This is a genomic window from Serratia sp. YWN4, from assembly GCF_055790845.1.
Map to the genome: position 1 here is coordinate 1934603 of NZ_CM147696.1, position 25058 is coordinate 1959660.

20 protein-coding genes and 1 pseudogene are annotated in these 25058 nt (G+C 48.7%); 19 read left to right on the top strand and 2 right to left on the bottom strand.

The annotated features are described in order from the left end of the window. Positions 1-47: 47 nt before the first annotated feature. Positions 48-655 (bottom strand): annotated as a pseudogene (locus ACX9GT_RS09065) (IS1 family transposase); the annotation flags it as partial. A gap of 182 nt (positions 656-837) precedes the next feature. Further along, positions 838-1869: an IS630 family transposase gene (locus tag ACX9GT_RS09070; protein WP_473187389.1), complete on the bottom strand. Its 1032-nt coding sequence runs from the start codon at positions 1867-1869 to the stop codon at positions 838-840. 274 nt (positions 1870-2143) lie between these two features. On the opposite strand from ACX9GT_RS09070, the gene ACX9GT_RS09075 reads away from it, so the two are divergent. The 19 genes from ACX9GT_RS09075 to ACX9GT_RS09165 all read left to right on the top strand — a co-directional run bounded on the left by ACX9GT_RS09075 (position 2144) and on the right by ACX9GT_RS09165 (position 24393). After that, positions 2144-2563, top strand: a complete 420-nt coding sequence (locus tag ACX9GT_RS09075; protein ID WP_473190771.1) for a hypothetical protein — start codon at positions 2144-2146, stop codon at positions 2561-2563. A gap of 61 nt (positions 2564-2624) precedes the next feature. Further along, a complete protein-coding gene (locus ACX9GT_RS09080; RefSeq protein WP_473190772.1) occupies positions 2625-3833 on the top strand; it encodes an IS256 family transposase in 1209 nt (402 codons plus the stop codon). A gap of 973 nt (positions 3834-4806) precedes the next feature. Continuing rightward, complete coding sequence (locus tag ACX9GT_RS09085) at positions 4807-5088, top strand: DUF3828 domain-containing protein (RefSeq protein ID WP_473190773.1); 282 nt, start codon at positions 4807-4809, stop codon at positions 5086-5088. Between the two features lie 339 nt (positions 5089-5427). Beyond that, a complete protein-coding gene (locus tag ACX9GT_RS09090; protein WP_473190774.1) occupies positions 5428-5850 on the top strand; it encodes a hypothetical protein in 423 nt (140 codons plus the stop codon). 368 nt (positions 5851-6218) lie between these two features. Continuing rightward, a complete protein-coding gene (locus tag ACX9GT_RS09095; RefSeq protein ID WP_473190775.1) occupies positions 6219-6488 on the top strand; it encodes a hypothetical protein in 270 nt (89 codons plus the stop codon). A 284-nt stretch (positions 6489-6772) separates the two neighbouring features. Next, positions 6773-7036, top strand: a complete 264-nt coding sequence (locus ACX9GT_RS09100; RefSeq protein ID WP_473190776.1) for a PAAR domain-containing protein — start codon at positions 6773-6775, stop codon at positions 7034-7036. Between the two features lie 2 nt (positions 7037-7038). Beyond that, positions 7039-8208: a hypothetical protein gene (locus tag ACX9GT_RS09105; protein WP_473190777.1), complete on the top strand. Its 1170-nt coding sequence runs from the start codon at positions 7039-7041 to the stop codon at positions 8206-8208. A gap of 25 nt (positions 8209-8233) precedes the next feature. Continuing rightward, positions 8234-11599: an ImcF-related family protein gene (locus tag ACX9GT_RS09110; protein ID WP_473190778.1), complete on the top strand. Its 3366-nt coding sequence runs from the start codon at positions 8234-8236 to the stop codon at positions 11597-11599. Positions 11600-11679: 80 nt separating this feature from the next. Continuing rightward, positions 11680-13449 carry a type VI secretion system baseplate subunit TssF gene (tssF, locus tag ACX9GT_RS09115; protein ID WP_473190779.1) on the top strand — a complete coding sequence of 590 codons (1770 nt, stop codon included), beginning with the start codon at positions 11680-11682 and terminating at the stop codon, positions 13447-13449. Continuing rightward, complete coding sequence (gene tssG / locus ACX9GT_RS09120) at positions 13413-14495, top strand: type VI secretion system baseplate subunit TssG (RefSeq protein WP_473190780.1); 1083 nt, start codon at positions 13413-13415, stop codon at positions 14493-14495. The genes tssF and tssG overlap by 37 nt, the downstream gene beginning before the upstream one ends. 25 nt (positions 14496-14520) lie before the next feature. After that, the gene (tssJ, locus tag ACX9GT_RS09125; protein ID WP_473190781.1) at positions 14521-15045 is read left to right on the top strand and encodes a type VI secretion system lipoprotein TssJ; all 525 of its coding nucleotides are present in this window, start codon (positions 14521-14523) and stop codon (positions 15043-15045) included. Between the two features lie 4 nt (positions 15046-15049). Further along, on the top strand, positions 15050-17365 hold the full coding sequence (locus ACX9GT_RS09130) for a type VI secretion system Vgr family protein (RefSeq protein ID WP_473190782.1): 2316 nt from the start codon (positions 15050-15052) through the stop codon (positions 17363-17365). A 2-nt stretch (positions 17366-17367) separates the two neighbouring features. Further along, positions 17368-17880 carry a DUF4123 domain-containing protein gene (locus tag ACX9GT_RS09135; RefSeq protein ID WP_473190783.1) on the top strand — a complete coding sequence of 171 codons (513 nt, stop codon included), beginning with the start codon at positions 17368-17370 and terminating at the stop codon, positions 17878-17880. Positions 17881-17923: 43 nt separating this feature from the next. Further along, positions 17924-19246, top strand: coding sequence for a hypothetical protein (locus ACX9GT_RS09140; protein WP_473190784.1), 1323 nt, complete (start codon positions 17924-17926; stop codon positions 19244-19246). Then, a complete protein-coding gene (locus ACX9GT_RS09145) occupies positions 19239-19865 on the top strand; it encodes a hypothetical protein (protein WP_473190785.1) in 627 nt (208 codons plus the stop codon). The genes ACX9GT_RS09140 and ACX9GT_RS09145 overlap by 8 nt, the downstream gene beginning before the upstream one ends. A 160-nt stretch (positions 19866-20025) precedes the next feature. After that, positions 20026-20394: a hypothetical protein gene (locus ACX9GT_RS09150; protein WP_473190786.1), complete on the top strand. Its 369-nt coding sequence runs from the start codon at positions 20026-20028 to the stop codon at positions 20392-20394. Positions 20395-20629: 235 nt separating this feature from the next. Next, entirely contained in the window at positions 20630-21376 is a 747-nt protein-coding gene (locus tag ACX9GT_RS09155) for a hypothetical protein (protein WP_473190787.1), read from the top strand. A gap of 6 nt (positions 21377-21382) precedes the next feature. Next, a complete protein-coding gene (locus ACX9GT_RS09160; protein WP_473191543.1) occupies positions 21383-23575 on the top strand; it encodes a type VI secretion system Vgr family protein in 2193 nt (730 codons plus the stop codon). Positions 23576-23586: 11 nt separating this feature from the next. Beyond that, positions 23587-24393, top strand: coding sequence for a hypothetical protein (locus ACX9GT_RS09165; protein ID WP_473190788.1), 807 nt, complete (start codon positions 23587-23589; stop codon positions 24391-24393). The last annotated feature ends 665 nt before the right edge of the window (positions 24394-25058 follow it).

A 25058-nucleotide genomic window follows, 5' to 3' on the forward strand; every position in this document is an offset into this window, starting at 1 on the left:
TGGCTTTATCATGCAATTTAATTGGGTGTGCAAGTCGTGACGCAGATTTAGTGGTAATGATTGATTGTCAGATACCGGTCGATGATCTTGTTGTGCATCTCTTCTGACTTTGAGAAGCTAATGGTCTTGCGGGTAAGCCGCTTAAGATGGGTCCGCAAGTTCAGATTATGCCGTTCTATCCGCTGGGTATATTTCTTGCTGATAACATGGCTGGTTGAGGACAATAAAGTCCGGTATATCGACCGGGCATTGGTCATGTAGAAGGCGATGGTAAACGGGCTCAGCAAGGCCAGAAGACTCTGGAGTGTCAGCGCATTGCGCGGACCAAATACGTGAGCGATGACGCGTTTTCGGATACGGTCATAGGCATAAAACAGCCCGCGCTGATTGCTTTTACAGCGGACATACGACCACTGCTCATCGGTTTCACAGCAAATAACGACTTCTGCTTCTGGCTCAACATGTTGCGCTACCTGATGCGGTGCGAGTTTTTTAGATGACGGAGAACGGTGTTGAGACTTATCCGCAGTGCGCTTGCCGTATCGCGGCATCCAGAGCCGTTCATCGCCATATCAACAAGGATTTGATGGGTATCCGGTTTAGCACCGTTGTAGCGCTAATGGAGCTGAAAGGTCTTCAGGCACAGCTTACAGCGAACACGCGCTTCATCATCAGGACACTGGTAATAGCCATATCGGTGTAGTGAAGCGGTCGGCCACGACCCCGATGCTGAAGCGACTGTAGCGCTCAGAGCCGCCAATCTTCTGAAGGTTCGATTTATTCAACATCAGCAGCAAGAGATATGGTTAATCAATATAGTATAGTATATATACCCGATTAACTTGAAGACGCTTGCTTTAGCACCTGAAAATTGTCATTCAGCCGGGACGATAATGAACCCGCCATCTCAGGGAGCGTTGTCGTAAAAAAGTTAAATATAGCCGTTCGGAAATCAGGCTTACTGGCAAAGTAACGGTTGTTCCTTGCACATTCGTGCATCAGCTTCCATAACCGTTCTATGGGATTCAAGTTGGGGCTGTAAGGTGGCAGGGAATGCAATTTTATATTGCAGACAAATGCCCAATCTTTGACCAGGTTTGTTTTGTTATACCCCGCGCCATCCAGAATAATATGAATTGGCTGCTTATAGTCGGGATAACATGTTCTTATCTCATTGAAAAATTGACAGATAGTGTATTCATTAATCGTTTCGTAATCATGAATGACTGGATGGGCAGCATCATTCAGATCCAGCGCGCCCAGAATGTTCATCCGAGTACGGCTTCCTGTTGTTTCAACAGTCTTTTTTTCCCCTTTTTTTATCCAGCCGAAGCTCAGTTTTGTCGCCTGAGTCGGATGCACTGCATCCAGAAAAAGGATCGGTTCACCTCTCGTGGCAACTTTTAATTCTTCATAATATTCAATGAACTGTTGCTGTTTCTCTTCACTGAATTTATGGGGTACGCCTGAGGGTTTCTTATAGCTGAAGCCATGCCGGTGCAGCCATTTGTTCATTCCTGGGACGCTGTATATGACACCCCATTTTTGTGCCACGTAGGCCACAATCTGGACAGTATGATGGAATAAATGTTGAGTTAAGTGGCTGATAAGCTGTTCGGTTTTTTCTGTGCTGAGCATGCCATCAGAGCCACCATTTTCGGGTTTCAACTTCCCTTTATTCAGATATTCGCTGATATGGTGGTCAACAGTGGTCTGATGCAGGCGCAGAGCCTGAGCAATCATGACCGAACTCCAACCTTCGGAGGCGAGAAGTACGGCTTTAATACGATCGCAAACGTGTTTGTCCCGGCTGGAATCATGCCGGCGTTCGAGTTCGATTTTTTGCTCAGCGGTGATAAATATCTTCATGGGATGAAAGCATGATCCTCTTCATCAACAAAATCAAGCATCTTCAATGATCACGGGTATAGACCCTCTTTAACATCACGTCATATCCAGCGACGAGCTATTGATATGACGATATCAGGTGTTATAGGTAAAGTAATTCTTAAAGCTAATGGGGATAGAGTCACAGTTACAAATAATGCAGGTTTATATCCTGTTGGGGCATCTTATGGCGTCCATAAACTTGTTTCTGATCCTCCCCACTGGTCTGATGATGGGCAGTAATTATAGGTGAAATATGATAAAAAAAATTTTTTTTGCATTGGTCACGATGTGTTCGCTTGTTGAAGTTGTGCAGGCTTCACCCACGACAATAGCCATTGGTATTGCTTCAGTCAATGCTGGCGTGATTTCCATTTCAACTACAAAGGATACGTTGCGTGATAAAAGCGTACTAATATGTATTGGGGTGTCAGATAAATCAGGAGGGTGTTCTTCATTTTTGGGTAGGGATTTCAAGATAGCTACAACTAATGATAGTGTTAATGATGTGGCTTTAGGGAAAGAAATTCATACATTTAAATACCCAATGAATGAAGGGGAGGAGGCAAACAATTCCTATGGGATTGCAGTGATTTACCCATTAAAAAAAGAGGTGAATTATAAATTCACTTTAAAAAATGCTTCAAGGGAACTATCGTTCCTCTCGAGACTGTAATTTAATTTGTGTAATTGCCTGTTTTTGATATGTTCTTCCTGACAATGGAGACAGGCAAATTATGGACGAAAAGAAACTTAAGGCACTCGCTGCTGAGCTGGCCAAAGGCATTAAAACCGAAGCCGATCTCAATGCGTTTTCTCGTTTGTTGACCAAGCTCACCGTCGAAACCGCCTTGAATGCCGAGCTGACTGACCACCTCGGCCATGAAAAAAACACCCCTAAAAAAGGCTCGAATGCCCGTAACGGTTACTCGTCTAAAACGCTGCTCACTGATGATGGTGAGTTCGAGCTGAATACACCCCGTGACCGTGAAGGCTCCTTTGAACCCCAGTTGATAAAGAAAAACCAGACGCGTATCACGCAGATGGACAGCCAGATTTTATCCTTATATGCCAAAGGGATGACGACGAGGGAAATCGTCGCCACGTTCAAGGAGATGTACGATGCCGACGTGTCACCCACGCTGATATCCAAAGTCACCGATGCCGTTAAAGAGCAGGTTACCGAGTGGCAAAACCGGCCACTGGACTCACTGTATCCCATTGTTTACCTTGACTGTATCGTGGTGAAGGTGCGTCAAAATGGCAGCGTCATCAACAAGGCCGTGTTCCTTGCCCTGGGCATCAACACCGAGGGTCAGAAAGAACTTCTGGGCATGTGGCTGGCAGAAAATGAAGGGGCGAAGTTTTGGCTCAACGTATTGACTGAGCTGAAAAATCGGGGTCTTCAGGATATCCTGATTGCCTGCGTCGATGGCCTGAAAGGCTTCCCCGATGCGATAAACAGCGTCTATCCGCAAACCCACATCCAGCTGTGCATTATCCACATGGTACGCAACAGCCTGAAGTACGTGTCGTGGAAAGACTACAAAGCGGTCACCAGCGGGTTGAAAACAGTGTACCAGGCCCCGACAGAGGAGGCGGCCCTGATGGCGCTGGACAAGTTCGCAGGCGTCTGGGATGAGAAATACCCGCAAATCAGCAAAAGCTGGCGTACTCACTGGGAAAATCTCAACACGTTCTTCGGCTATCCAGCGGATATCCGCAAGGCGATCTACACGACCAACGCTATCGAGTCGCTGAACAGCGTGATCCGGCAGGCGATTAAAAAGCGTAAAGTGTTCCCGACAGATGACTCGGTGAGAAAAGTGATTTATCTGGCCATTCAGGCTGCGTCGAAAAAATGGAGTATGCCTATCAAGAACTGGCGGTTGGCGATGAGTCGTTTTATTATCGAATTCGGTGACCGCTTAGACGGTCACCTTTAATAGGTGGGCAGTTACACAGAATTATGGACAGGCTCTTCCTCTCGAAAAATGAAATTCTAAATGTTAATCTCTGTACTAGTGCTGAAGGAGTGCATGTTTATTCTCTGCAGTACAAGGATAGTATGCATCTATATTTAAGCTTAGGATACGAAGTTATTCCAACCTGTCCTGATAAGGTATATCAATAATGTCAAATATATCAAAGGTTATTGTTTTTTTTCTGACGATTTTTTATATTTCCTTTAGTGTGACATCACTGGCGTCAGATATTCCCGATATTAAGACCGGTAAGTAAGTTTATTCTGAGGAGGGTGAGGAACTTATCGATGGTAAAAAAGCAAGTATTACATGGGTTTTTAATGTTAATGAAAAAAGTGAAGTAATCGTTGGTATTTCATCTTGGCATGCGCCTTTCACTTGTAACGGAAAGTACAAAATCACCAAGGCTAATAATGAACTTAATTTAATATGGATAGAAAATGATAATATAGGCATTGATTGCGATACACCACCACCTCAATTCTTTATAAAACAGGCGTCAAACGGTTCGTTATTAATTAAGAGTGAATTATTTCCATGGGCGGAGGGGGGGTGGAATAAACTAAAAAAAATACACAAGTGATATCGTTCAGGTTTTTTATAACTCACAATACAACATCGTTAAAGTTGCTCGTTATCAGGTGCCGATGAGTGGTGCGTCACTGGATACTCAAGCGGTCTATGATAAAACCTCTCTTGAACTTCTGCCTCCTGCTACAGATGGCAATATATCACGCTAAGGATGGCTATATGAAATTTCGTTACCCAATAACCATTATATTATCAATGATATTTTTTTGTGCTTTCATTGAACAGTTCTAGTGCTAATGCTTCTGAAAGTAAGTGTATTTCTCCTGAGGAGACTGTAACTCAATTTTATCATTGGTATCTTGATGAGATAAAAAATGGAGAATACCCTTAAACCCCAAGATATATGGGTGATAAAAGTAAACTCAAAAAGTGGGTTTCTGCATCCTTGCTAAAAGATCTCCAAGATCCGCAATCGCAGGGTGAAATTGATTTTGATTATTTCACTTATGCTCAGGTTTTTTTTGATAGCTGGCTGGAGCATATAAATGCAAAACGTGTTTTTCAGCGTGGTGCTCATTCTAGGGTTAGACTTTCTCTTGGTATAGATAATGAATTGAATGATTATACTATTGATCTTAGCGATGAAGCTTGCTGGAAAATAAAATCAGTCAATTCTGACCAATAATATCTTAGTTTAAAGGGGAATTATGTAGTATGTAACTAAAGACATTAAATATAGTGATGATAATGCAGAACTAACATCTACAGGCTACCGCACTCATTATATCAGAGAGTAATTAGTATAGCCGGACGATATGGTTCGTGTTCTAGAGGAATAAAAAATGAAGGTAAATAAATTATCTTTTCTGCTAGTGTATATTCCATTTTCACTTTCTGTTTTTGCAAATGAAAATGATGCTCCACTATTTAAAGATAATAAAGTCACCATTAACCATGGAGTCTTTACAAAAAAATAATGCTGACACAAAAACAGCAGGAGAGATCAAGTGCATGGAAAAGTAAAATGCAACAAGAGCTTGCTGAAAAAGTAAACTTTGCTGGTCACTACCGTATTTATATTAGCAAGAATGGCGAGTTCCCCAAAGAATGTGGAAGTATTGGATGGGTTTGTGGATGGGTCATAGATAAAGAAAATGGTGAAATAGTTTCAGAGCTACCATTATTTAATGAAAACACTAACTATTATGCGACTGTAGATAATGGAACTCACTCTCCAGACCCATTTTTCTCTGAGTTTTATCCAAATAGTAATTTAATTTGGGTGAATGGGGAGAATATTCCAAAATCAAAAGTTGGGAATATCTCTTATGGGGATAAGAAATGTTCGAATAATGCGTATCTTTTTAAAGAGAATTCATTTGTGAAAGTTTTCACAGGAGAGTGCGAAGTTGATCATGGTGATGACCCTAACTATAAAAATCAGTAAAGACAGGGTTGCTTATTACTCCGGAAATGGTGTAAATAAAGCTCATGTTAAAGATGATGATGTGATCAAATTTGGGGTGGGGTAAAATAACGAAAGAAAATAAATCATCTGTTTTTAATAGCCTTTATAACATTAGCAGTCTCTGTGAGAGAGCGTAATATTCCACAAGCTTTAAACTATCCAGTAGAAGTTAATGTAGAATCTTTTGGTAAAATGCTTATCCTTCAGCACTTCCAGGCTATGAACCCGAGTAGATTCACAGCGGGAGTAATGAATATTAATGCTGACCATGAGCAGACTTAAAAACTCCCTGTTGTACATTAAAATAAAAAATTTGTGTCATTGCCATTTCCTCAAGGAGTTTGGTTATGAATAAATCAATTCCATTTTTAATCTCTATATACATGGCTTGTTTTTCAGGTGGAGTAAATGCGAAGCAGGCATTAAATGGAATATGGTCTCCAAACTGCGGTGGTTTTGGAGGGTCTATTCTGATAAAAAATATAAATCATGTAGAGATTGAAGTTAGTAGTAACAATATCATTGTGCAAGGGGGGATTAAAAAAATAAAGAAAGCTACGATGTATATTTTGTTAGGACACTTGACTTGTCAGGGTCTATCTTTGATGAAAGTGTAATAGATAAAAGCAAACCAATAGCAAATATTAAGTTTATTAATAGTAATGCAATCATGAATTGGAATGGATTTTATGACAAAGAACGATCTTCGTTTGATGTTGTAGATAATTCTGACTTTGTGGTTTTTAATAATGGAAAAAAAGAAGCCATATCGTTGCATAAATGCAATTATTAATGTGAGATAAAGCATCAAATATACGAGGTGAATAAATTTTTTGATGGTTCTACGTGGGGACGTAAACGTATTTGCAATGTCTAAAATTCTTATAAAATAGGAGGTATAATGCAAGGAATTATTCGCATCGGCGATAAAACTACTCATGGCGGAGTGGTTCAGGCCGGTTCTGATACCATGATTTTTGGCGGTATTGGTGTTGCCCGTAAAGGCGATAAAGTATCTTGCCCCATAATCGGTCATGGGCCGACGATGATTGTGGAAGGCAATCCAGATTATCTTGATAATGGTATTCCTGTCGCCTTCCACGGCCATAAATGTGGTTGTGGTTGTACGCTTGTGACGTCGCTGCCGGATGCACTGGTCGGTTAATTATGCCTGTTAATCTTGATGTAATCCCGGCTAAAGCACTGGATATCCGCAGACCCGTTACTATTCGCTGGGTTATGTTTGGTGTTGTGATATTTCTGCTCGGTATGGGTGCTACGCTCTGGTTTTGGCAGGGGGAACGTACGGGGCTAAAGTTCTGGTTCGCAGCGACATGTCTGCCAGCCCTCATCTGGGGCTGCCTTTTTACATTGCGCCGGGCGGCATACAAGCTAGAGTGCGTTGGTACAGCCTCATGGAATAAAGAACGAGAACAGCTGATTGTATCTGAAATAGCCAGAGGGCAGCGTTTTGCCTGGCTAGTGGGGGAGTATCTGGTTAATGCGCTAGAAACAGGCGAACCCGGTGAGGTGAAAACCCATCAGACTGCAATGAATAAATCTTTTATTCTTGAACATGTCATGGCAAGAAACGGGGGCTGCTCTATACGGCATTCTGCATTGCCGGAGCAGGGAAAATCACAAGAGATTCTTGGCGGATATGCAACTGATATCTGTGGTCATGCCAATGATATGCTTGCCGTACTTCCGAGAAATATGCCTTGTTATCTGGCATTTGATGGTAGCGATAATATCGCTGATTTAGCAGATACGTTATTTTCAAATATTAATTTCCCACTGCGAAGAATACGCAATCTATCGGGCTTCAGTATTATGGATTACTGGCTTGACCGGCACTACGATATTCCTGCTGCATTACTCATTGTGAGTGCTCAGATTTATGATACTCCACCGCAGGATAGTGGCGAAGCTATTACCATAATGTTGTTGAGTAACCAACGTTTTTCTGGAATGCCTACACCTTGCGTTCGGATCCATCGCCCACAGGTCAGTAAACAGGACACACTCAACCATGCTCTGAGTCGTGCGATGCTCTGGGGGAAACTGGAAAATACAGCCCCGCTTCGCGGGTGGCTCACTGGTGGGAATTTAGCCAGTGATGAGCTTTGGAGTAATGCCTGTGCCGCTTTTGCCCCAGAGCTCACGGTGCAACGCACTGTAAATATTGATAACGTAGTCGGCTATGCGGGTACTGCTGCGCCATGGCAATCCATGATACTGGCTGCCCGGCAGTGCCAGGCCGATCACGAACCGCAAATGGTTGCTGTAGAATTCGCGCCTTCCTGTCACCAGTTATGTGCTGTGACGCCAGAATAATTATCAGGGATTGTGTAAATAAGTCATGAAACTCTCATCCATTATTGGCTCTATCGCTCTGTTGTTAATCTGCCTGGTTCTGGCTACCGCCGGTATGTTCTGGTTCTGGCCGGAGGCAGTTGCCAGAAGCACGGGGTTTGGGCCTTACGACGGTATGGGAATTGCCCTGTATTGCGCGTTACTCGTTATAACGGTAGGAAGTATTGCCTGGGCTTTGGAGCGTATGTTTGAACGTGCAGGTAAAGCTGGTCTGCACGTCAAATGGCATGCCAATCAACAGGCAGACAGCGTAGAGACAACGGACCACTCTCATTCTGATGTAACAAAAGCTCAGTTTGCCCCAGAATCACTCATCGAACACCTCACCCAGCGCTACGGTCGTCGTTGGAAGCGCAAGGTGCGTATCCTGCTGGTGCAGGGCGACGATAGCGATATTGAACTCGCCGTACCGGGTCTTTGCCGCGATCGCTGGCAGGAGGGTGACGGTATGGTGCTGATCCACGCCGGTGATGCGCAGATGCAACCGAATGAAGCCTTCCTGGCGGAACTGAAACAGGTGCGACCACGTCGCCCGCTGGATGGCATCGTTCAGGTGTTCAATACCACTTATCTTCCTTCTGTTGCTGAACGCGATGCCTATTTACGCCATCGTCAGAAAGCCGACAGAATACTGGGCTGGCAAGCACCGGTTTGGCTGTGGCTGACCGATAAAGCACTCTGGCCCCAGGAGGAGCGTGAAGGTGCTGCTACCGGCGCATTGTTCGGCTTGGGGGCGACAGCGGAAGAGGCGGTGTCATCTCTTGATACCTTGGTGCCGCGCTTGCGCCAGATTGGGATGGCGCAGGTGCTGCGTGATCCGCGTCATGACTGGTTTTTACGCCTTTCTTCCCAGTTGCAGGGCGAACTGAAAGCCCGTTTGTCGGTGCTATTGACCGGGTTAATGCAGGGAGCCAACCCTTACCGGCTGCGGGGGATCATGCTGAGCCCTGAGCTGGCAGACGCGGATACGGCCCCGCACGTTCGCCTGGGCCACCCTACCTGGCAGGCGCTGGAGGAGGATAGCCGAGAGGTTGGGGCGAAAAAAATCACCGTCGACGGGCTAAAAGTGCTCCGTTTAGCGCTGTTTGCCCTGATCGTCCTTTGGGGGGCTGGTACAGCGTTATCACTCAGCGTCAACCGGGCGCAGATTTATCAGGCGCAGGAGACGGCTCGCCTGGCGGCGGATACCCAACAGCCATTGGCTGAACGCCTGCGTAACCAGCTTATGCTCCAGCAGGCCATCGCGCGTCTGCAACATCGCGAAACTACTGGTGCGCCTTGGTATACCCGCTTTGGCCTTAATCAGGACCACGATACCCTGGCGGCCCTCTGGCCGTTGTATGCCCGCAATAACGTGCAACTGATGCGTGATGCCACAGCAGAGCATCTCAAAACGCAACTGAATGCTTTTGTACAACTGCCTCCGGCCAGCGATGCCAGAGCCCAGGGCACACAGCAGACCTACACCTTGTTGAAAGGCTATCTGATGCTGGGTCACCCGGAAAAAGCGGATGCCGAGTGGATGGCGAAAAACGTGCTGACCTTGTGGCCACAGCGTGAGGGGGTACCGACGGGCACTTGGCAGGAGCTGGCTCCGAAACTGCTGGGATTTTATACCCAGCATCTGCCCGATCATCCGCAGTGGAAAACCAAGCCTGACGTTAACCTGGTCGGCACCGTGCGCCAGATCCTGCTTAAGCAGATTGGCCAGCGCAATGCGGAGTCTGGGTTGTATCAGGATATGCTGAAACGCGTCGCCAGCAACTGGCCGGACTTGACGCTGGCGGACATGACTGGCGATACGGATCCCGACACGCTGTTTTATACCGATGAGGTGGTACCGGGGATGTTCACCCGCCAAGCCTGGGAAGAGCAGGTTCAGCGTGCCATTGATGAGGTGGTGAAAACCCGCCGTGATGAAATCGACTGGGTGCTGACAGACAAAACGCATCCAGCGGGAAGCGAAGTCTCGTCGGAAGCCCTGAAAGCGCGCCTGACCGAGCGTTATTTTACCGACTTCGGTAATGCCTGGCTGAATATGGTGAACACCATCCAGTGGCAGGAGGTAAATTCCCTGTCGGAAGTCATCGCCCAGCTTAACCTGTTAGCCGATGTGCGCCAGTCGCCGCTGGTGGCACTGATGAATACGCTGGCCTGGCAGGGCAAGACGGGTCAGAAGGGCGAGGCACTGGCGGATTCGTTGGTGGATTCGGCGAAAAAGCTGATAGGCCGCGAAAAGGATCCCCAGCAGTTTATTGCGCAGGCTCAGGGGCCGAAAGGGCCATTGGACGCGGTGTTTGGGCCGCTGATGGGGCTGATGGAGGGCAAAGATGGTACCGGCAATAACGGTAACCTGAGCTTCCAGTCGTGGCTGGCTCGCGTTACGCAGGTGCGCCTCAAACTGCAACAGGTGACCAGTGCACCGGATCCGCAGGCGATGTCACAAATGTTAGCCCAGACCGTTTTTCAGGGTAAAGCTGTCGATCTGACCGATACCCGTGACTATGGCAGGCTGGCGGCCGCCAGCCTCGGGCAGGAGTGGAGCGGTTTTGGTCAGTCGCTGTTTGTGCAGCCGCTGGACCTGGCCTGGCGGCAGGTGCTGGCCCCTGCCGCGCGCAGCCTGAATGCCCGCTGGCAGAGTACGATTGTCGAGCAGTGGAATACCGCCTTTGCCGGGCGTTACCCTTTTAAAGCCACCGGCAGCGATGCTTCTCTGCCGCTGCTGGCGCAGTTCCTACGTGGCGATTCCGGCCGTATCACCGCGTTCCTGAAAGCCAACTTAGGCGGTATTCTGCAGCAGGAAGGTAACCGTTGGGTGGTGGATCCGTCAGCCAGTCAGGGAATGACCGTGGATCCGGCGTTCCTCAGTGCCATCAACCAACTGGCAGAGATTGCGGATATCGTCTTTGCCCAGGGGGATGCCGGTGTGCGGTTTGAACTGATGGCCCGGCCTTCGCGCGATGTTGCCCGGATGCAACTGACGATAGACGAGCAGAATCTGGATTATTTCAACCAGATGGAAAGCTGGCAGAGTTTCACCTGGCCGGGCGAGAGCTATTACCCAGGGGTACAGCTGAGTTGGCGCAGTGTGAAAGCCGATATGCAACTGTATGCCGACCAGCAGGGGAACTGGGGGCTGATCCGCCTGCTGGATAAAGCGCAGGTCACGCCGCTCGACAGTGGCCGCAGCCAACTGGTGTGGGTCACCCCGGATGGCGAGCAGCTCAAGTTCATCCTGCGCAGCGAACTGGGTGACGGGCCGCTGGTGCTACGCAAGCTCCAGGGTTTCCGCCTGCCAGAGACGATTTTTGCCGTTGAGCCTGGCGCACCGAGCGAGCAACCCGAGCCCTGAAATGAATCTATAAACCGCCGGTGCATCCTTGCACCGGTTTGTATTTCCTCCTTTTTTGACAACGTTTAGGGATCCTGTGCATGGATGATTTGACCCTGCGCTACTATGAAGCCGAAATGCGTTACCTGCGCGAGGCCGGTAAAGAATTTACCCGTGCCCACCCCGATCGGGCTGCCATGCTCAATCTGGATAAACCGGGTGCCCGCGATCCTTACGTGGAGCGCCTGTTCGAGGGCTTTGCCTTCCTGATGGGCCGCCTGCGTGAAAAGCTTGATGACGATCTGCCAGAACTGACCGAAGGGCTGGTTAGCCTGCTCTGGCCGCATTACATGCGTACTATCCCGTCACTGGCGATTGTCGAGTTTGCCCCTGAATGGCAGCACCTGCGCCAGGCAGAGTCTCTGCCGGAAGGGTTCTCTGTGCTGTCCCATCCGGTCGGGCCCCATCAAACCCAATGCCAGTACCGCACGACGCGCGAACTCACATTGCAGCCACTGCACCTTGCCGATGCTCGTCTACAGACCGAAAACGACGGGCGTTCTGCTATTCGGCTGCGTTTTGAATGCAGTGAAAAGGTAGACTGGTCTAAAGCCGGGATCGACAAGGTTGCTATCTACCTCAACGCGGAAAGCCCGGTCAGCGCGGCGCTGCATCTGGCGATGACCCGCCGCGTGCATGCCATGTATGCCCGCCATGCTGGAACACGTGCGGATCGCCAGCAGTTTGACGGTTGGTGCAAACCGATGGGCTTTGATGATAAGGATCGCCTGTGGCCGAAAGGTGATAGCGCTTTCAGTGGTTATCAACTGCTGCTGGAATATTTCAGCTTCCGCCCGAAGTTTATGTTTGTGGAGCTGCGCGGGCTGGAAACCCTCGGTCTTAACCCCGACAGCCGCTGGTTTGAAATCGATATCGTTCTCAGCGAGGCCTGGTCGTCTGACCTGCCGTTTGAAACAGAAAACTTCCGCCTGCATTGCGCACCGGTGATCAACCTGTTCCCGCTGGAGGCCGATCCGCTAACGCCCGATCCGCTGGAAAATGAGTACCTGCTACGCCCCCTGCGTTTGCAGGACGGCCATACCGAAATCTACAGCGTGGATCAGATCCATGGCGCGGTGAAAAACGGCAAACACCCCTATGTTCCCTTCACCAGCTTCCGTCACCGGGGCGGCATGATGCGCCACGATGCACCGGAGCGTTACTACCACACCCGGGTTAAACGCGGGCCTTCCGGCCTGTACGATACCTGGCTGATCCTCGGCGGGCGCTCCTTCGAGCTGGAGCAGTTGGCGGCAAAACCGGAATCGCTCTCCCTACAGCTCACCGGCACCAACGGCCAGCTTCCGCGCAAGGCGCTGGAAAGCACCCTGTTAAGCCGGGTGGTTAAAGCCGGAAAGGTTCCCGTCAAGGTACTGAACCTGTCAGCGCCGACACTGCCACTGTATCCCCCGGCCAACGATCGCTTTCACTGGCGGGTGATGAGCCATCTGGGATCGAACTTCCTCAGCATGATGGATAACCCCGAAGTGTTGCGGGGTACCCTGGCGCTGTATGACTGGACCGATGACGAGATGAACCGCCGTCGCCTGGCCGCGATTGTGGCGGTAAAACACACCCTTATCCGCCGCTTTGAAAAGGGCTTTATGCTGCGGGGCGTGGACATCGAAATCACGCTTAACAGTGATGACTTTGCGGGCGAAGGCGATGTGAATCTGTTTGGTGAAATGCTGCACCGTTTCTTTGCGCTGTATGCGGATATTCATCTTTTCAACCAGCTCACGCTGGTGCTGCAACCTACAGGGAAACGACTGAGATGGCGCGAGAACCACAGTCAGCACGTACCGGGCTGACGCTCTACCTCAACAAGGAGATCTGGCGGGCCAATTTTTACCGTTTCTGCCAGTTGCTGGAGCAGGAAAACCCCGAGGGGCCCAAGCTGGGAGCAACCAGTCATCCCGGTAGCGATCCGGTGCGTTTCCGCCCCTGGCGGGGTATGGGGTTTCCGGTCCGTGAATTAAAAGCAGTGGAGACGGACCCCGATAATCCGGCGTTGCCGCCCACCGTGCGGACCACCTTTCTTGGGATGTACGGCGTTGACTCCCCGCTGCCCAGTAGCTATCTGGATGATATTGCCCAGCAGCAGGAAGGGCACGAGGCCGTCACTGCCTTTCTGGATATCTTCAGCCACCGGATCACCACCCAGTATTACCGCATCTGGCGCAAATATGCCTATCCGGCCACGTTCGAGGCGGGCGGTACCGACGCCACTTCGCAGTGCCTGTTGGGGCTGGTGGGGTTGGGGATCCCGGGTACGGCAGAGCAGGTTGCCACGCCGGTATCGCGCTTTCTGGCGCTGTTGGGCACCATGCGTTTACCCACCCGTAATGCTGAAGGGATCCGCGCGCTGGTCAGCCTGCTGGCCCCGGAGACCGACGCCAGGGTTGCAGAGCACGATCCGGTAAAGATAGCGATAGCCAATCGCAGTGGTCTGGGGCAGGGTAATCGGGTCGCACTGGCCCAACGGGCGTCGCTCGGCAAAACCGGGAAAGAGGCTAATAGCCGCGTGTTGGTCACGCTCTTCACCGAGAACCCGACCGAGGCGGCAGGTTGGCTCCCAGGGGGGCAGTTGCATACCGATCTGCTGGTGCTGATGCGCGTCTACCTGGGTTATCGCAGCGATGTGCGGCTGCGCCTGACCATTCCGGTACGGCTGTTGCCGGAGCCACGGCTGACAAAAAGCCGCCGTGTTCAACTGGGGCGCACCGGCCTGCTGGGGTTGAAAGACGGCAAGCTCAGCAATCACCGTGAAACCCTGACCGTCAGTCTGGGCTGCTACGAAGGGCTGCAATGCAGCGCATTATCCCCGGCAGAAGACGGCCATTACCGCTTTGAATAAACGAACAATCGAAAGGAACTCCTGAATGGCAACACAAATCGGGTGGCGGGCGTTGACGCTGATGGCGTGCACCCTGCTGGCAGGCTGTGGTCTGACCCAGACCGTCAAGGACGGCACCGTCAATGCGACGAAGGCCATTTTTTATAAGCAGATCAAAACGCTGCATCTGGATTTTGCCCCACGCACGGCCATCAACGCCGATGGGGCGCAAACGCCGCTGGCCACCATGGTGTGGGTGTATCAGTTGAAGGACTGCAAGGCGGTGGATGAGGCGAGTTATCCAATGCTGTTGCGCAATGCCGACAAGATCCTGAAGGATGACCTGTTGGTGTCCAAATCCCTGTTGGTGATGCCGCAGGGCAGTGTGACGTTGAACATGCCGATGGACGAGAACGCCCAGTATGTGGCAGTGGTGGGGTTGTTCAACCGTCCGGATCTCAAGAAAAACGGCTGGCGCTTGGTGTTGCGCCGTGACGAGCTTGATCCGGATAAACCACGGACTATCGAACTGGCGGATGGCTTCCTCAGTCTGGTGCCGGTAAAGGAGTAGGGTAATGGACAATGGATGGCAAGGTTTCGACAGTCAGTCACGCTATATGCTTGAAATAAGCGACAGCCCGGTTCAGCCTGATGTGTTGCGCTTGCGTGGCCGGGAGGCACTGAGCACGCCGTTTAGCTGGCAGATTGAATTCACCACCCCGCAGGCCGATATTGCGCCTGAGCAGGTGCTGATGAAGTACGCCAGCCTGCGGATGCGCAGCGGCAAGCTAGTGCACGGCATCATCACCGGGTTTGAGTGGCTTTCCACCTCTGCCGACCAGTCACACTATCGGGTGGCGCTGGAGTCGCGCCTGGCCTTGCTTTCCCGCACTCGCCGTTGCGCCATTTACCAGAATCAGTCGGTGCCGGAGGTGGTGGTGCAGGTGTTACGTGCCCACGGCCTTGAAGGCCCGGACTTTGAGTTTCGTCTGGAATGCACCTATCCACCGCGTGAACTGATCACCCAGTGGCGTGAAACGGATTTGCAGTTTATCCAGCGTATTCTCGCGGAGGTGGGTATCTGGTACCGCTCCGAGATGCAGGCAGCGACGGAGCAGGAAAAGCTGTTGTTTGCCGACCACCCGCTCCAGTATCAGTTTGATGTCCAACTGCCCTACCGTGAACCTGCCGGCCTGTACGATGGCGCAGAAGAGTCAGTGTGGGGCGTGCGCACCTGGCACCGTGCGGTCACGGGCGGGGTCAAAACGCGTGATTACAACTACCGCACCGCCAGCACCCCGCTGGATGCGCAAGTGCGCGTACGCAGCGAAGCGGTGACCAGCGGTGAGCATTACCGCTATGCGGCCCCGTACCGGGAAGCCGGTGATGACGGTGCTCTGGAGCCGGAAACCGAGAGCGGGGCGTTCTACGCCCGCCTTTCTCATGAACGTGAGCTGAATAACGCCAGCCGCCTGCATCTGTTCAGCAACGCCGCCCACCTGGCCCCCGGTCAGGTGCTGGAGCCGCAGGGCAACAGCATTAAGGCGCTGAAAGAGGGCATGCTGATTACACAGGCCACCTTCCGCGCCGCGCGCGACTCCCGCCTGCATGTGTCGCTGTGGGGCATGCCTTATACAGAACGCTTTGGCTACCGCCCCTCTGAATTGCCGCGCCCACACATCCACGGCACCCTGCCTGCGCGCATCGAGAGCAGGGAGAAGCACGATACCTACGCCTGGCTGGACGAGCAGGGCCGTTATCGGGTCAGGCTGGATTTTGACCGCAACAGCACCGAACAGGGTTATGCCTACCTGTGGTTACGGCAGGCAAAGCCCTATGCCGGAGAGGTTTACGGCTGGCACACCCCGCTTATCGATGGCACGGAAGTGGCCATCGCCTATCATAACGGCGATATCGATTTACCCTATATCGCCCATGCGCTGCACGACTCGGCACACCCAGACCACGTCACCCGCGACAACCACACCCGCAACGTCCTGCGCACCCCAGCCAACAGCAAACTGTGGATGGAGGATAAGCGCAATGAGGAGCATATCAAGCTCGCCACGGAATTTGGCAAGAGCCAGCTAAACAGCGGCCACCTGGTGGATGCACAGGATAAACCGCGTGGAACGGGCTTTGAACTGCGCACCGATGAGTACGGGGTGATACGCGTTGCCAAGGGGCTGTTTATCAGCGCCGACGGGCAGGCCAAGGCACAGGGCGAGGTGCTGGACATGGCAACCGCGCTGAAGGAAATCGACATCTGCTTACGCCAGATACAGCAGCTCAACGCCGCCGCCGAACAGGCCGAAGCGCTGAAAGCGGATATCGACAGCCAGTTGGCGATGTTTGAGCAGCGGCTGAAACCATTGAATGACACCCTGCATTTCTCGGCACCGCAGGGGATAGCCGTGACCAGCGGTGAACACCTGCAACTGGCTGCCAGCAAAAACGTGGCCATCAACGCCGGAGGCGATATCAGCGTTGGCGTCATGGGCAATATGACGGCGCTGGCCGGTGAGAAGCTGGGGCTGTTTGCCCGCAGTGGGCAACTGAGCCTGAAAGCGGGTGAAGGGCCGATAGAGATGCAGGCGCAGAACGGCAACCTGCGGCTGTTTGCGGAGAAAAAGCTGACGCTCAACTCGGCCGATGATATCTCGTTTGCTGGGAAGAAGCGCATCACGCTGATAGGCGGCGGCAGCTACGTGAAAATCGAGATGGGGAAGATTGAATACGGCACCACGGCGCAGTATGTGCGCAAGGTGAAACGCACGGCGAAGATGGGGGCGGCAGTGTTACCTCTCCCCTTCAGAAACAAAGGCCTCTGCTTGCGCTGTTTAATGGATGCCGCAACCAACGGTACACCTATTGTTCTGAGAGGAAACTGATCATGGAAGAACAGCATTTTGCTCTTCGGGAACTGATAAAACTGAGAATGGAGCCAAAGGGAGTGAAGTTGTATGCCCTAGTGGATGGTATCCAGTATGACCGTAAAAACGATGAAGAATTAAACGAAGAAACAGGGATATGCTCATTATTCAGTTTGCCTGAAGATAAAGAACTCGCCTTTGCGGGCCCCTGGTTGCTGGATATGGTGGAGTTACCAGAGACCTGGTTCCTGAGGCTCGGTGAACTTGAGAAAAAACTTCCTGCAGTATCCTGGATTATCAGTGAACACCCTTTTGTATCGCTTGCCCGACACCTTGGCACCTGCATGATGGTTACGCTTCCAGGCAAGCAGACCGGTATTTTTCGTTTCTATGATTGCCGTGTGTTGAAGGAGATCCCGGCGCTTTTATCACCCGATCAAATGATGATGTTAATGAAATATACAAGAGAGTGGATGTTTCTTCATGACGGTAAAGTGGAGAGTTACCAGCATGACTCGAAGGCTTTAATGTAAAACGTGTTATGGAATAATTCTGTTAGCAGATAAAGGAATGATAATGGCGGGATACGAATCATTAGATCCGACAAAGATGCCTAACTGTACTGGGGAGATCCGTGAGGCTGGTGTGAAATGTAATCAGCAATTCACACACCAGATTAAATTAATACCCGTTGACGGAAGTAAGGTCAAATTAAGCGCTGTACCTTGGCATTTTATTTTTAAAGATGAAAAACAAAACACTCAAGGCAAGACGGATGCGCTGGGTGAGACACAACGCATTGCTACCGCAAAGCCTGAGAAAGTGACTGCACTGGTCGGCAAGTTAGCCGAAGGATACCGGCGGCGTGGTAATAAATTTGGCTCATTAAAAGAAAGAGAAGAAAGAGAAGTCCACCTTGTGACAGCACCAGGCTCTCCTAAAAAAGAGGTGCCCTATTGCAACGGTTATGATTATATCACCGTGGTCGCAGCCAGGACTGCTCCAAGGGACTGGCGCTGGCAAGGTGGGTATGGCCTTACGGAAGAAAGTAAAGGTAATCAATACCGCTTTATCAACTGTGGCATTCGGCAGTTGAGAGAGTTCCCTGCGCCAAGCCTGGGGGATTATGCGTTACAACGGATCATGGTGGTTTTCCAGCGGGGTTACACTCAAAACGATATTGAAATCATTAACAAATATGCTAAAAATTTGAACTCTCGTGTTGTTTATGTCAGAAACAAAAATGAACTAATTGACTTCCTTAACAAACGCAAGGAGAAGAAGCGACTTATTAAAAAGTTGATTATATTTTGCCACGGTATAATCAATATAGCCACGTACCACTATGCTGGCGATAACGAAGAGGCTGGCGAGTTTAACATTAGTGATATTGATAAAGTGCATGAGTCGACTTTTGATTATGATGCAGAAATTGTCACCTATGCCTGTCGTGCTGGCATATCAGTGGATAGCAGCGATCTGACTGGCAAAGACGCAGGGCAAGCGCAAAGCCCGGCCCAGAAGATGGCGAATACCTGGGATGTGAAGGTGAAAGCCTTTGAAATGCGTTCCAGTTATGTTGGTATTTATGGTACGGATAAGGAAATAAAAGCGGCTACGGGATACGATAAAACCATTAAAAGATACGAAGCTGAAATGATGCAATATCGAGAGGAGGTAGCTAAAGGAAATAAAGATATTAAAATGCCGCAGAAGCCTGAGAATTATGAAGAGAATGTAAGGAGGAGTAAGGATATTAAAACTAGAGAAGAAAATCAAGAACTTGGTGGTCCAATAGCCCCTAATGGTGCCTGGCGATTTCCAACCACAGGGGATACTCCTGCTGGGTTGAAAAAAGGGTTGCAATCATACCAACCTATGGAGTGGCAAAGTGATTAAGTTAAATAAAAAATGGCACTATATTGCCATTGTGTTTTTTTTAATTATTTTATTAAGTGGAGGGTATTATATGTCTATGCAACCATATCAAATGGCTGTTTTTGTAACCCCGGATAGTGAAAGTGATCCAGAGTGGCCAAGCAAGCGCAAGTGGTTTGATGCTAGTAAATGGCTTAAAACACCTCAATATATTAAAGTAAGTGATTTTAATGTATTAAATCTTAAATATATCCCTATCGATGATATCAATGGTTTTGGAATAACACTAGCATTACAGGACGCGATAAATGATTCAGTGAGTTTTACACCAAAATTGTCAGGTCTGCATCGTATGGAGGCTCAGGAGTTTCATCAATATATGAAAGGAAAACTATCTTATGAATATTTGAGAACTAAATTCAATAAAGAGACATTAATACCTACTGAGGACTATTTTCTGATTTACTTCTCCTATAAAGATGTAAAATATGAGGTGCAGCTATTGCGAACAATTTACAATGGAAAGTTCTTGTTTTTGACTAATGGTTCCACGGTTGATAAAGCAGGGGCTTGGTATTCGTCTCTCAATAGATATTCTTATAAAGATTATCTGGCAGGGAAAGCAATAAAGGAAAAGTGATTTTGTACTGAGGTGTAGAGGCTTTTCTAACTTTTAATTACAGACGATTATTTATCGTGGGGGTGTTAAGTTGGGTAGGCTGTTACGTTTAAAGAAACGTTACTACATAGTCATCATACTTATTACGATGGTTATTGGTGGTGGAACATATTATAGCTATATGCAACAATATCAAATGGCTATTCTTGTAACACCAGAGCATGAGACGGACTTTGAGTGGCCAACTAAACGTAAGTGGTTTGATGCCAGTGAGTGGCTTAAATCATCGCAATATATTAAGTTCGATGGCTTCTATATTTTAAATTTATATTATACTCCTATTGATAATTTAAATGACTTTGGAGTAACGCTGACCTTACAGGATACGATAAGTTATTCGGTTGGTTTTTTACTAGAATTATCAGGCCTTAATCGTATGAATGGTCAGGGGTTCAATCAGTATATGAAAGGCAAACTCTATTATGAATGCCTCCAGATGAAGTTTGATAAAGAAACATTAAAATCTACTAAAGACTATTTCCTTATTTAATTTACCCATAACAACATAAAATATGAAGTGGAGTTGTTACGGAAGATTTATAATGGGAGATTTATTTTTTCAACTGATGGTGTCACGGTTGATAAAGAAGGAACTTGGTACTCGTCTCATAATGAGTATTCTTACAGGGATTATCTTATCTGGCTGGGAAGGAAATAAAGAGAAATTGGTACAGCATTAACCCGGTCCTCTATGAAAATTCGTTACCTTTTAAAAGGCACTATTTATGATGGAGTTTGGAGAAAAGCAGGTCGAATTACTTAATTCATTGTCTTTTAAAAACTATGTTAGTGAGGTTTTTGCACACTGCGAGGCAATGTATCCAACATTGGTATCCTCACAAAGTAGAGAGAAGTTTTGCTCTTATATTGAACAGTCTATTACGTTAGCGAAGAAATCCGGGTTTACACAAAGAGGCCCGGTACAGCTTTATATTGATTTGATGATCATACTGGGTTTAGGGTTTGGAGATGATCCTCAGCATCAATGGCTGAAGTTAGAACAATTAAATGGCCTTTCGACTCAGTTAGAAAAAAGTATGGCTATGTACGTTAAGCTTAGCAATTATCTTAATGAGGTTTATGGTGATAAGGGGGTTCTTTTTGATCAAAGTTTAGAACGATTCAATCATACTAATGTGCAGAGCATTTTTACCAGTCAAGACTCTTATCATGAGGATGTACATAAATTATTAAATTATATTTACCCACAGCGCTATGATTTCTTAGGATATACTGCTGTTAATGATCTGATTCTTCTTTCCGATGAGTATGGTAAACAAAATGGAGTAAAGAAAAGTAACCATAAGGCATATCTTGCCCTGGTGATGTTTTTGTTTGGTGGTTGTTTCAATGAAAATTACTTCCGTAACAACCTGGGTTTTGGTTTTCTGCTCGATTATTTTGCTAAACCAGAGAGTAATGGCCATGGTTTTGTCGTTTCATGTTATTCCTGTTTAAAAGTCAATGCCTAATAAGTGATGGATTACATCACCGGGTTCGAGTGGCTTTCCACTTCTGCCGACCAGTCCCACTACCGGGTGGCGCTGGAGTCCCGTCTGGCCTTGCTTTCCCGCACGCGTCGCTGTGCCATTTACCAGAACCAGTCGGTACCGGAGGTGGTGGAGCAGGTATTACGTGCGCACGGCCTTGAAGGCCCGGACTTTGAGTTTCGACTGGAATGCACTTATCCGTCGCGTGAACTGATTACCCAGTGGCGTGAAACGGATTTGCAGTTTATCCAGCGTATTCTCGCGGAGGTGGGTATCTGGTACCGCTCCGAGATGCAGGCAGCGACGGAGCAGGAAAAGCTGTTGTTTGCCGACCACCCGCTCCAGTATCAGTTTGATGTCCAACTGCCCTACCGTGAACCTGCCGGCCTGTACGATGGCGCAGAAGAGTCAGTGTGGGGCGTGCGCACCTGGCACCGTGCGGTCACGGGCGGGGTCAAAACGCGTGATTACAACTACCGCACCGCCAGCACCCCGCTGGATGCGCAAGTGCGCGTACGCAGCGAAGCGGTGACCAGCGGTGAGCATTACCGCTATGCGGCCCCGTACCGGGAAGCCGGTGATGACGGTGCTCTGGAGCCGGAAACCGAGAGCGGGGCGTTCTACGCCCGCCTTTCTCATGAACGTGAGCTGAATAACGCCAGCCGCCTGCATCTGTTCAGCAACGCCGCCCATCTTGCACCCGGTCAGGTGCTGGAGCCGCAGGGCAATCGCATTACAGCCCTGAAAGAGGGGATGCTGATTACACAGGCCACCTTCCGCGCCGCGCGCGATTCGCGCCTGCATGTGTCGCTGTGGGGCATGCCCTATACCGAGCGCTTTGGTTACCGTCCCCCTGAATGCCCGCGCCCGTACATCCACGGCACGCTGCCTGCGCGCATCGAAAGCCGCGAGCAGCGCGACACCTACGCCTGGCTGGACGAGCAGGGGCGTTATCGGGTGAAGCTGGATTTTGACCATGATGACCGCGAACAGGGCTATGCCTATCTGTGGTTACGGCAGGCAAAGCCCTATGCCGGAGAGGCTTATGGCTGGCACACCCCGCTTATCGATGGCACGGAAGTGGCCATCGCCTATCATAACGGCGATATTGATTTACCCTACATCGCCCATGCGCTGCACGACTCGGCACACCCGGACCACGTCACTCGCGACAACCACACCTGCAACGTCCTGCGCACCCCTGCCAACAGCAAACTGCGGATGGAGGACAAGCGCAATGAGGAGCATATCAAGCTCGCCACGGAATTTGGCAAGAGTCAGCTAAACAGCGGCCACCTGGTGGATGCGCAGGATAAACCGCGTGGAACGGGCTTTGAACTGCGTACCGATGAGTACGGTGTGATACGTGTGGCGAAGGGGGTGTTTATCAGCGCCGACGGGCAGGCCAAGGCGCAGGGAGAGGTGCTGGACATGGCGACCGCGCTGAAGGAAATCGACATCTGCTTACGCCAGATACAGCAACTCAACGCTGCCGCCGAACAGGCTGAGGCGCTGAAAGCGGATATCGACAGCCAGATAGCAATGTTTGAGCAGCGGCTGAAGCCGCTGAATGACACCCTGCATTTCGCTGCGCCGCAGGGGATAGCGGTGACCAGCGGTGAGCACTTACAGCTTGCCGCCAGTAAAAATGTGGCCATCAACGCCGGGGGCGATATCAGCGTTGGTGTCATGGGTAATATGACGGCGCTGGCCGGTGAGAAAATGGGTCTGTTTGCCCGCAGCGGCCAACTGAGCCTGAAAGCGGGTGAAGGGCCGATAGAGATGCAGGCGCAGAACGGCAACCTGCGGCTGTTTGCGGAGAAGAAACTTACCCTAAGCTCCGCCGACGATATCTCGTTCGCCGGTAAGAAGCGCATCACGCTGATAGGCGGCGGCAGCTACGTGAAAATCGAGATGGGTAAGATTGAATACGGCACCACGGCGCAGTATGTGCGCAAGGTGAAACGCACGGCGAAGATGGGCAAGGCGGATATGCCAATGGAATCATTAAAACAGATGAAAATGATCACTCAGTACTTTGACCGTAAAATTCGTTTTTCATCAACCGTCAATTATCGTATTGAGAATATGGATGGAAAAGAGATTATTTCTGGCAATGGGAATAATGCTTATATCGGTAAGACCGATAATGAGTCTGAATATTGGGTCTTTATTAGTTAAGTGAGGGTTTAATGAAGGAAATAAAACTGGAAGTAGATGGTGAGTCATACTTGATTGTAACTAAAGATGAAAAGACAGAGTTGGGGATAAAAGGGAAAACAACGCCAGAAAAGGATGAGGCAGAACATGAAGTCGAAGCTCCTAATATTTTAATAGTAACCCGTAAAAATGCAGATGTTTTATTTGTTTTGCGAGGAGGAGAGCAGGATTCATTTAAGATAGTGACAGCCCAAGAGCTTTACGAACAGTTTAAATACCAATGGTTCGAGCCTTTGGCTGATGGTTATAGGGAACTTATTTATGTAAATGAGTCCGAAGATGTGAAGGACGCATATAAACATTTTACGTGGGGCGATATTGTTTCGTTTTCGTTGGTTGCTAGACCTTCGTTGTCATACCGAAAAGGGCAAAGTGGTGATTGGAAAGGGAACCCAATAGCTGGTGCTGGGTATTTACTTGTTATGATTGAAGGGGTGCCATATTGGACTGACGCAGTGGGTCAGATACCGTTTGCTATAGATACGTTTCGTTTGTTTCATAATATACCAGCAACTGTGAGGACGGGGATAACTTGGGCTACTGGTATTCCAACTGATGCATTATTAGGAAAAGAAGATAGCTCTAACGAGTACGATAACTTCTTTGTTTTAAGAGGTACTCTGTATGCAAGCAAAAAATTTCAATATCATACTTCTCAAGGTGGGAATACATATCCGGCAGTGAGGGTTGAGGAGGTCTCTAAAGAGGTAGACCCAGTATCACTTGGACAACCAATTACAAGAAGCGAGTTTGAAAAATATGCAACTTGGAAAAAATAGTATTTTACTTATTAGAGTAATAACTGCATTTCTATGCTCTATTTTATTGGCTGTGAGCTATAGTTTAGCTATATATATATACCAAATGTATTTCGGCCCCATTAAGCATGACATATCATCAGGGATTACAATTAATTCTGTGGTAATTATTTTCTCTTTTACTTTCTTTTTGGTTGTTTTTACAAGACCTAAAGTTGGTATTTTAATTGCATTTTTTACAGTGATTTATATGTATTTCTATTGGTTCCCTACTTTGCCGTACAAAGGCATGTTAATGGTGGCTCTGAGTATTGTATATTACATTTTCATATTTTTAATTTGCCATATGATTAATAAGAAACTCAGCGCGGAGTTAATTAAATAATACGCCGGTCTTAATTGAAATTTGGTTTGTGATTTCATTCGGTTATTTGATATGTATCTGAATTAATGATTGGTTCGGATATATTTTTTTTGGAGTGAGTATTGATGGTTTTGGGTGTTGATTCGGCTATTTTTTATATATTAATGTCGTGATGAAGGTAATGCTTGTAATGATTTATGTGTGATATGCTTTGTTGTTAATTACAGGAGGTAAGGGACTATAAAAAATGCAAAGCTCATTAAGTTATCTTTGCTTTTTGATCTATTCACGGCTTGGATAGTATTGTCGCCGGTAGTTTTTT

Excerpts from the sequence above, each read along its gene's own strand:
- ACX9GT_RS09160 (WP_473191543.1), top strand. The coding sequence starts at position 21,383 with ATGGATTACATCACCGGGTTCGAGTGGCTTTCCACTTCTGCCGACCAG.
- ACX9GT_RS09095 (WP_473190775.1), top strand. The coding sequence starts at position 6,219 with ATGAATAAATCAATTCCATTTTTAATCTCTATATACATGGCTTGTTTT.
- ACX9GT_RS09080 (WP_473190772.1), top strand. The coding sequence starts at position 2,625 with ATGGACGAAAAGAAACTTAAGGCACTCGCTGCTGAGCTGGCCAAAGGC.
- ACX9GT_RS09085 (WP_473190773.1), top strand. The coding sequence starts at position 4,807 with ATGGGTGATAAAAGTAAACTCAAAAAGTGGGTTTCTGCATCCTTGCTA.
- ACX9GT_RS09130 (WP_473190782.1), top strand. The coding sequence starts at position 15,050 with ATGGACAATGGATGGCAAGGTTTCGACAGTCAGTCACGCTATATGCTT.
- tssJ (WP_473190781.1), top strand. The coding sequence starts at position 14,521 with ATGGCAACACAAATCGGGTGGCGGGCGTTGACGCTGATGGCGTGCACC.
- ACX9GT_RS09165 (WP_473190788.1), top strand. The coding sequence starts at position 23,587 with ATGAAGGAAATAAAACTGGAAGTAGATGGTGAGTCATACTTGATTGTA.
- ACX9GT_RS09135 (WP_473190783.1), top strand. The coding sequence starts at position 17,368 with ATGGAAGAACAGCATTTTGCTCTTCGGGAACTGATAAAACTGAGAATG.
- ACX9GT_RS09100 (WP_473190776.1), top strand. The coding sequence starts at position 6,773 with ATGCAAGGAATTATTCGCATCGGCGATAAAACTACTCATGGCGGAGTG.
- tssG (WP_473190780.1), top strand. The coding sequence starts at position 13,413 with ATGGCGCGAGAACCACAGTCAGCACGTACCGGGCTGACGCTCTACCTC.
- ACX9GT_RS09155 (WP_473190787.1), top strand. The coding sequence starts at position 20,630 with ATGATGGAGTTTGGAGAAAAGCAGGTCGAATTACTTAATTCATTGTCT.
- ACX9GT_RS09140 (WP_473190784.1), top strand. The coding sequence starts at position 17,924 with ATGGCGGGATACGAATCATTAGATCCGACAAAGATGCCTAACTGTACT.
- ACX9GT_RS09110 (WP_473190778.1), top strand. The coding sequence starts at position 8,234 with ATGAAACTCTCATCCATTATTGGCTCTATCGCTCTGTTGTTAATCTGC.
- tssF (WP_473190779.1), top strand. The coding sequence starts at position 11,680 with ATGGATGATTTGACCCTGCGCTACTATGAAGCCGAAATGCGTTACCTG.
- ACX9GT_RS09075 (WP_473190771.1), top strand. The coding sequence starts at position 2,144 with ATGATAAAAAAAATTTTTTTTGCATTGGTCACGATGTGTTCGCTTGTT.
- ACX9GT_RS09150 (WP_473190786.1), top strand. The coding sequence starts at position 20,026 with ATGCAACAATATCAAATGGCTATTCTTGTAACACCAGAGCATGAGACG.
- ACX9GT_RS09105 (WP_473190777.1), top strand. The coding sequence starts at position 7,039 with ATGCCTGTTAATCTTGATGTAATCCCGGCTAAAGCACTGGATATCCGC.
- ACX9GT_RS09090 (WP_473190774.1), top strand. The coding sequence starts at position 5,428 with ATGCAACAAGAGCTTGCTGAAAAAGTAAACTTTGCTGGTCACTACCGT.
- ACX9GT_RS09070 (WP_473187389.1), bottom strand. The coding sequence starts at position 1,869 with ATGAAGATATTTATCACCGCTGAGCAAAAAATCGAACTCGAACGCCGG.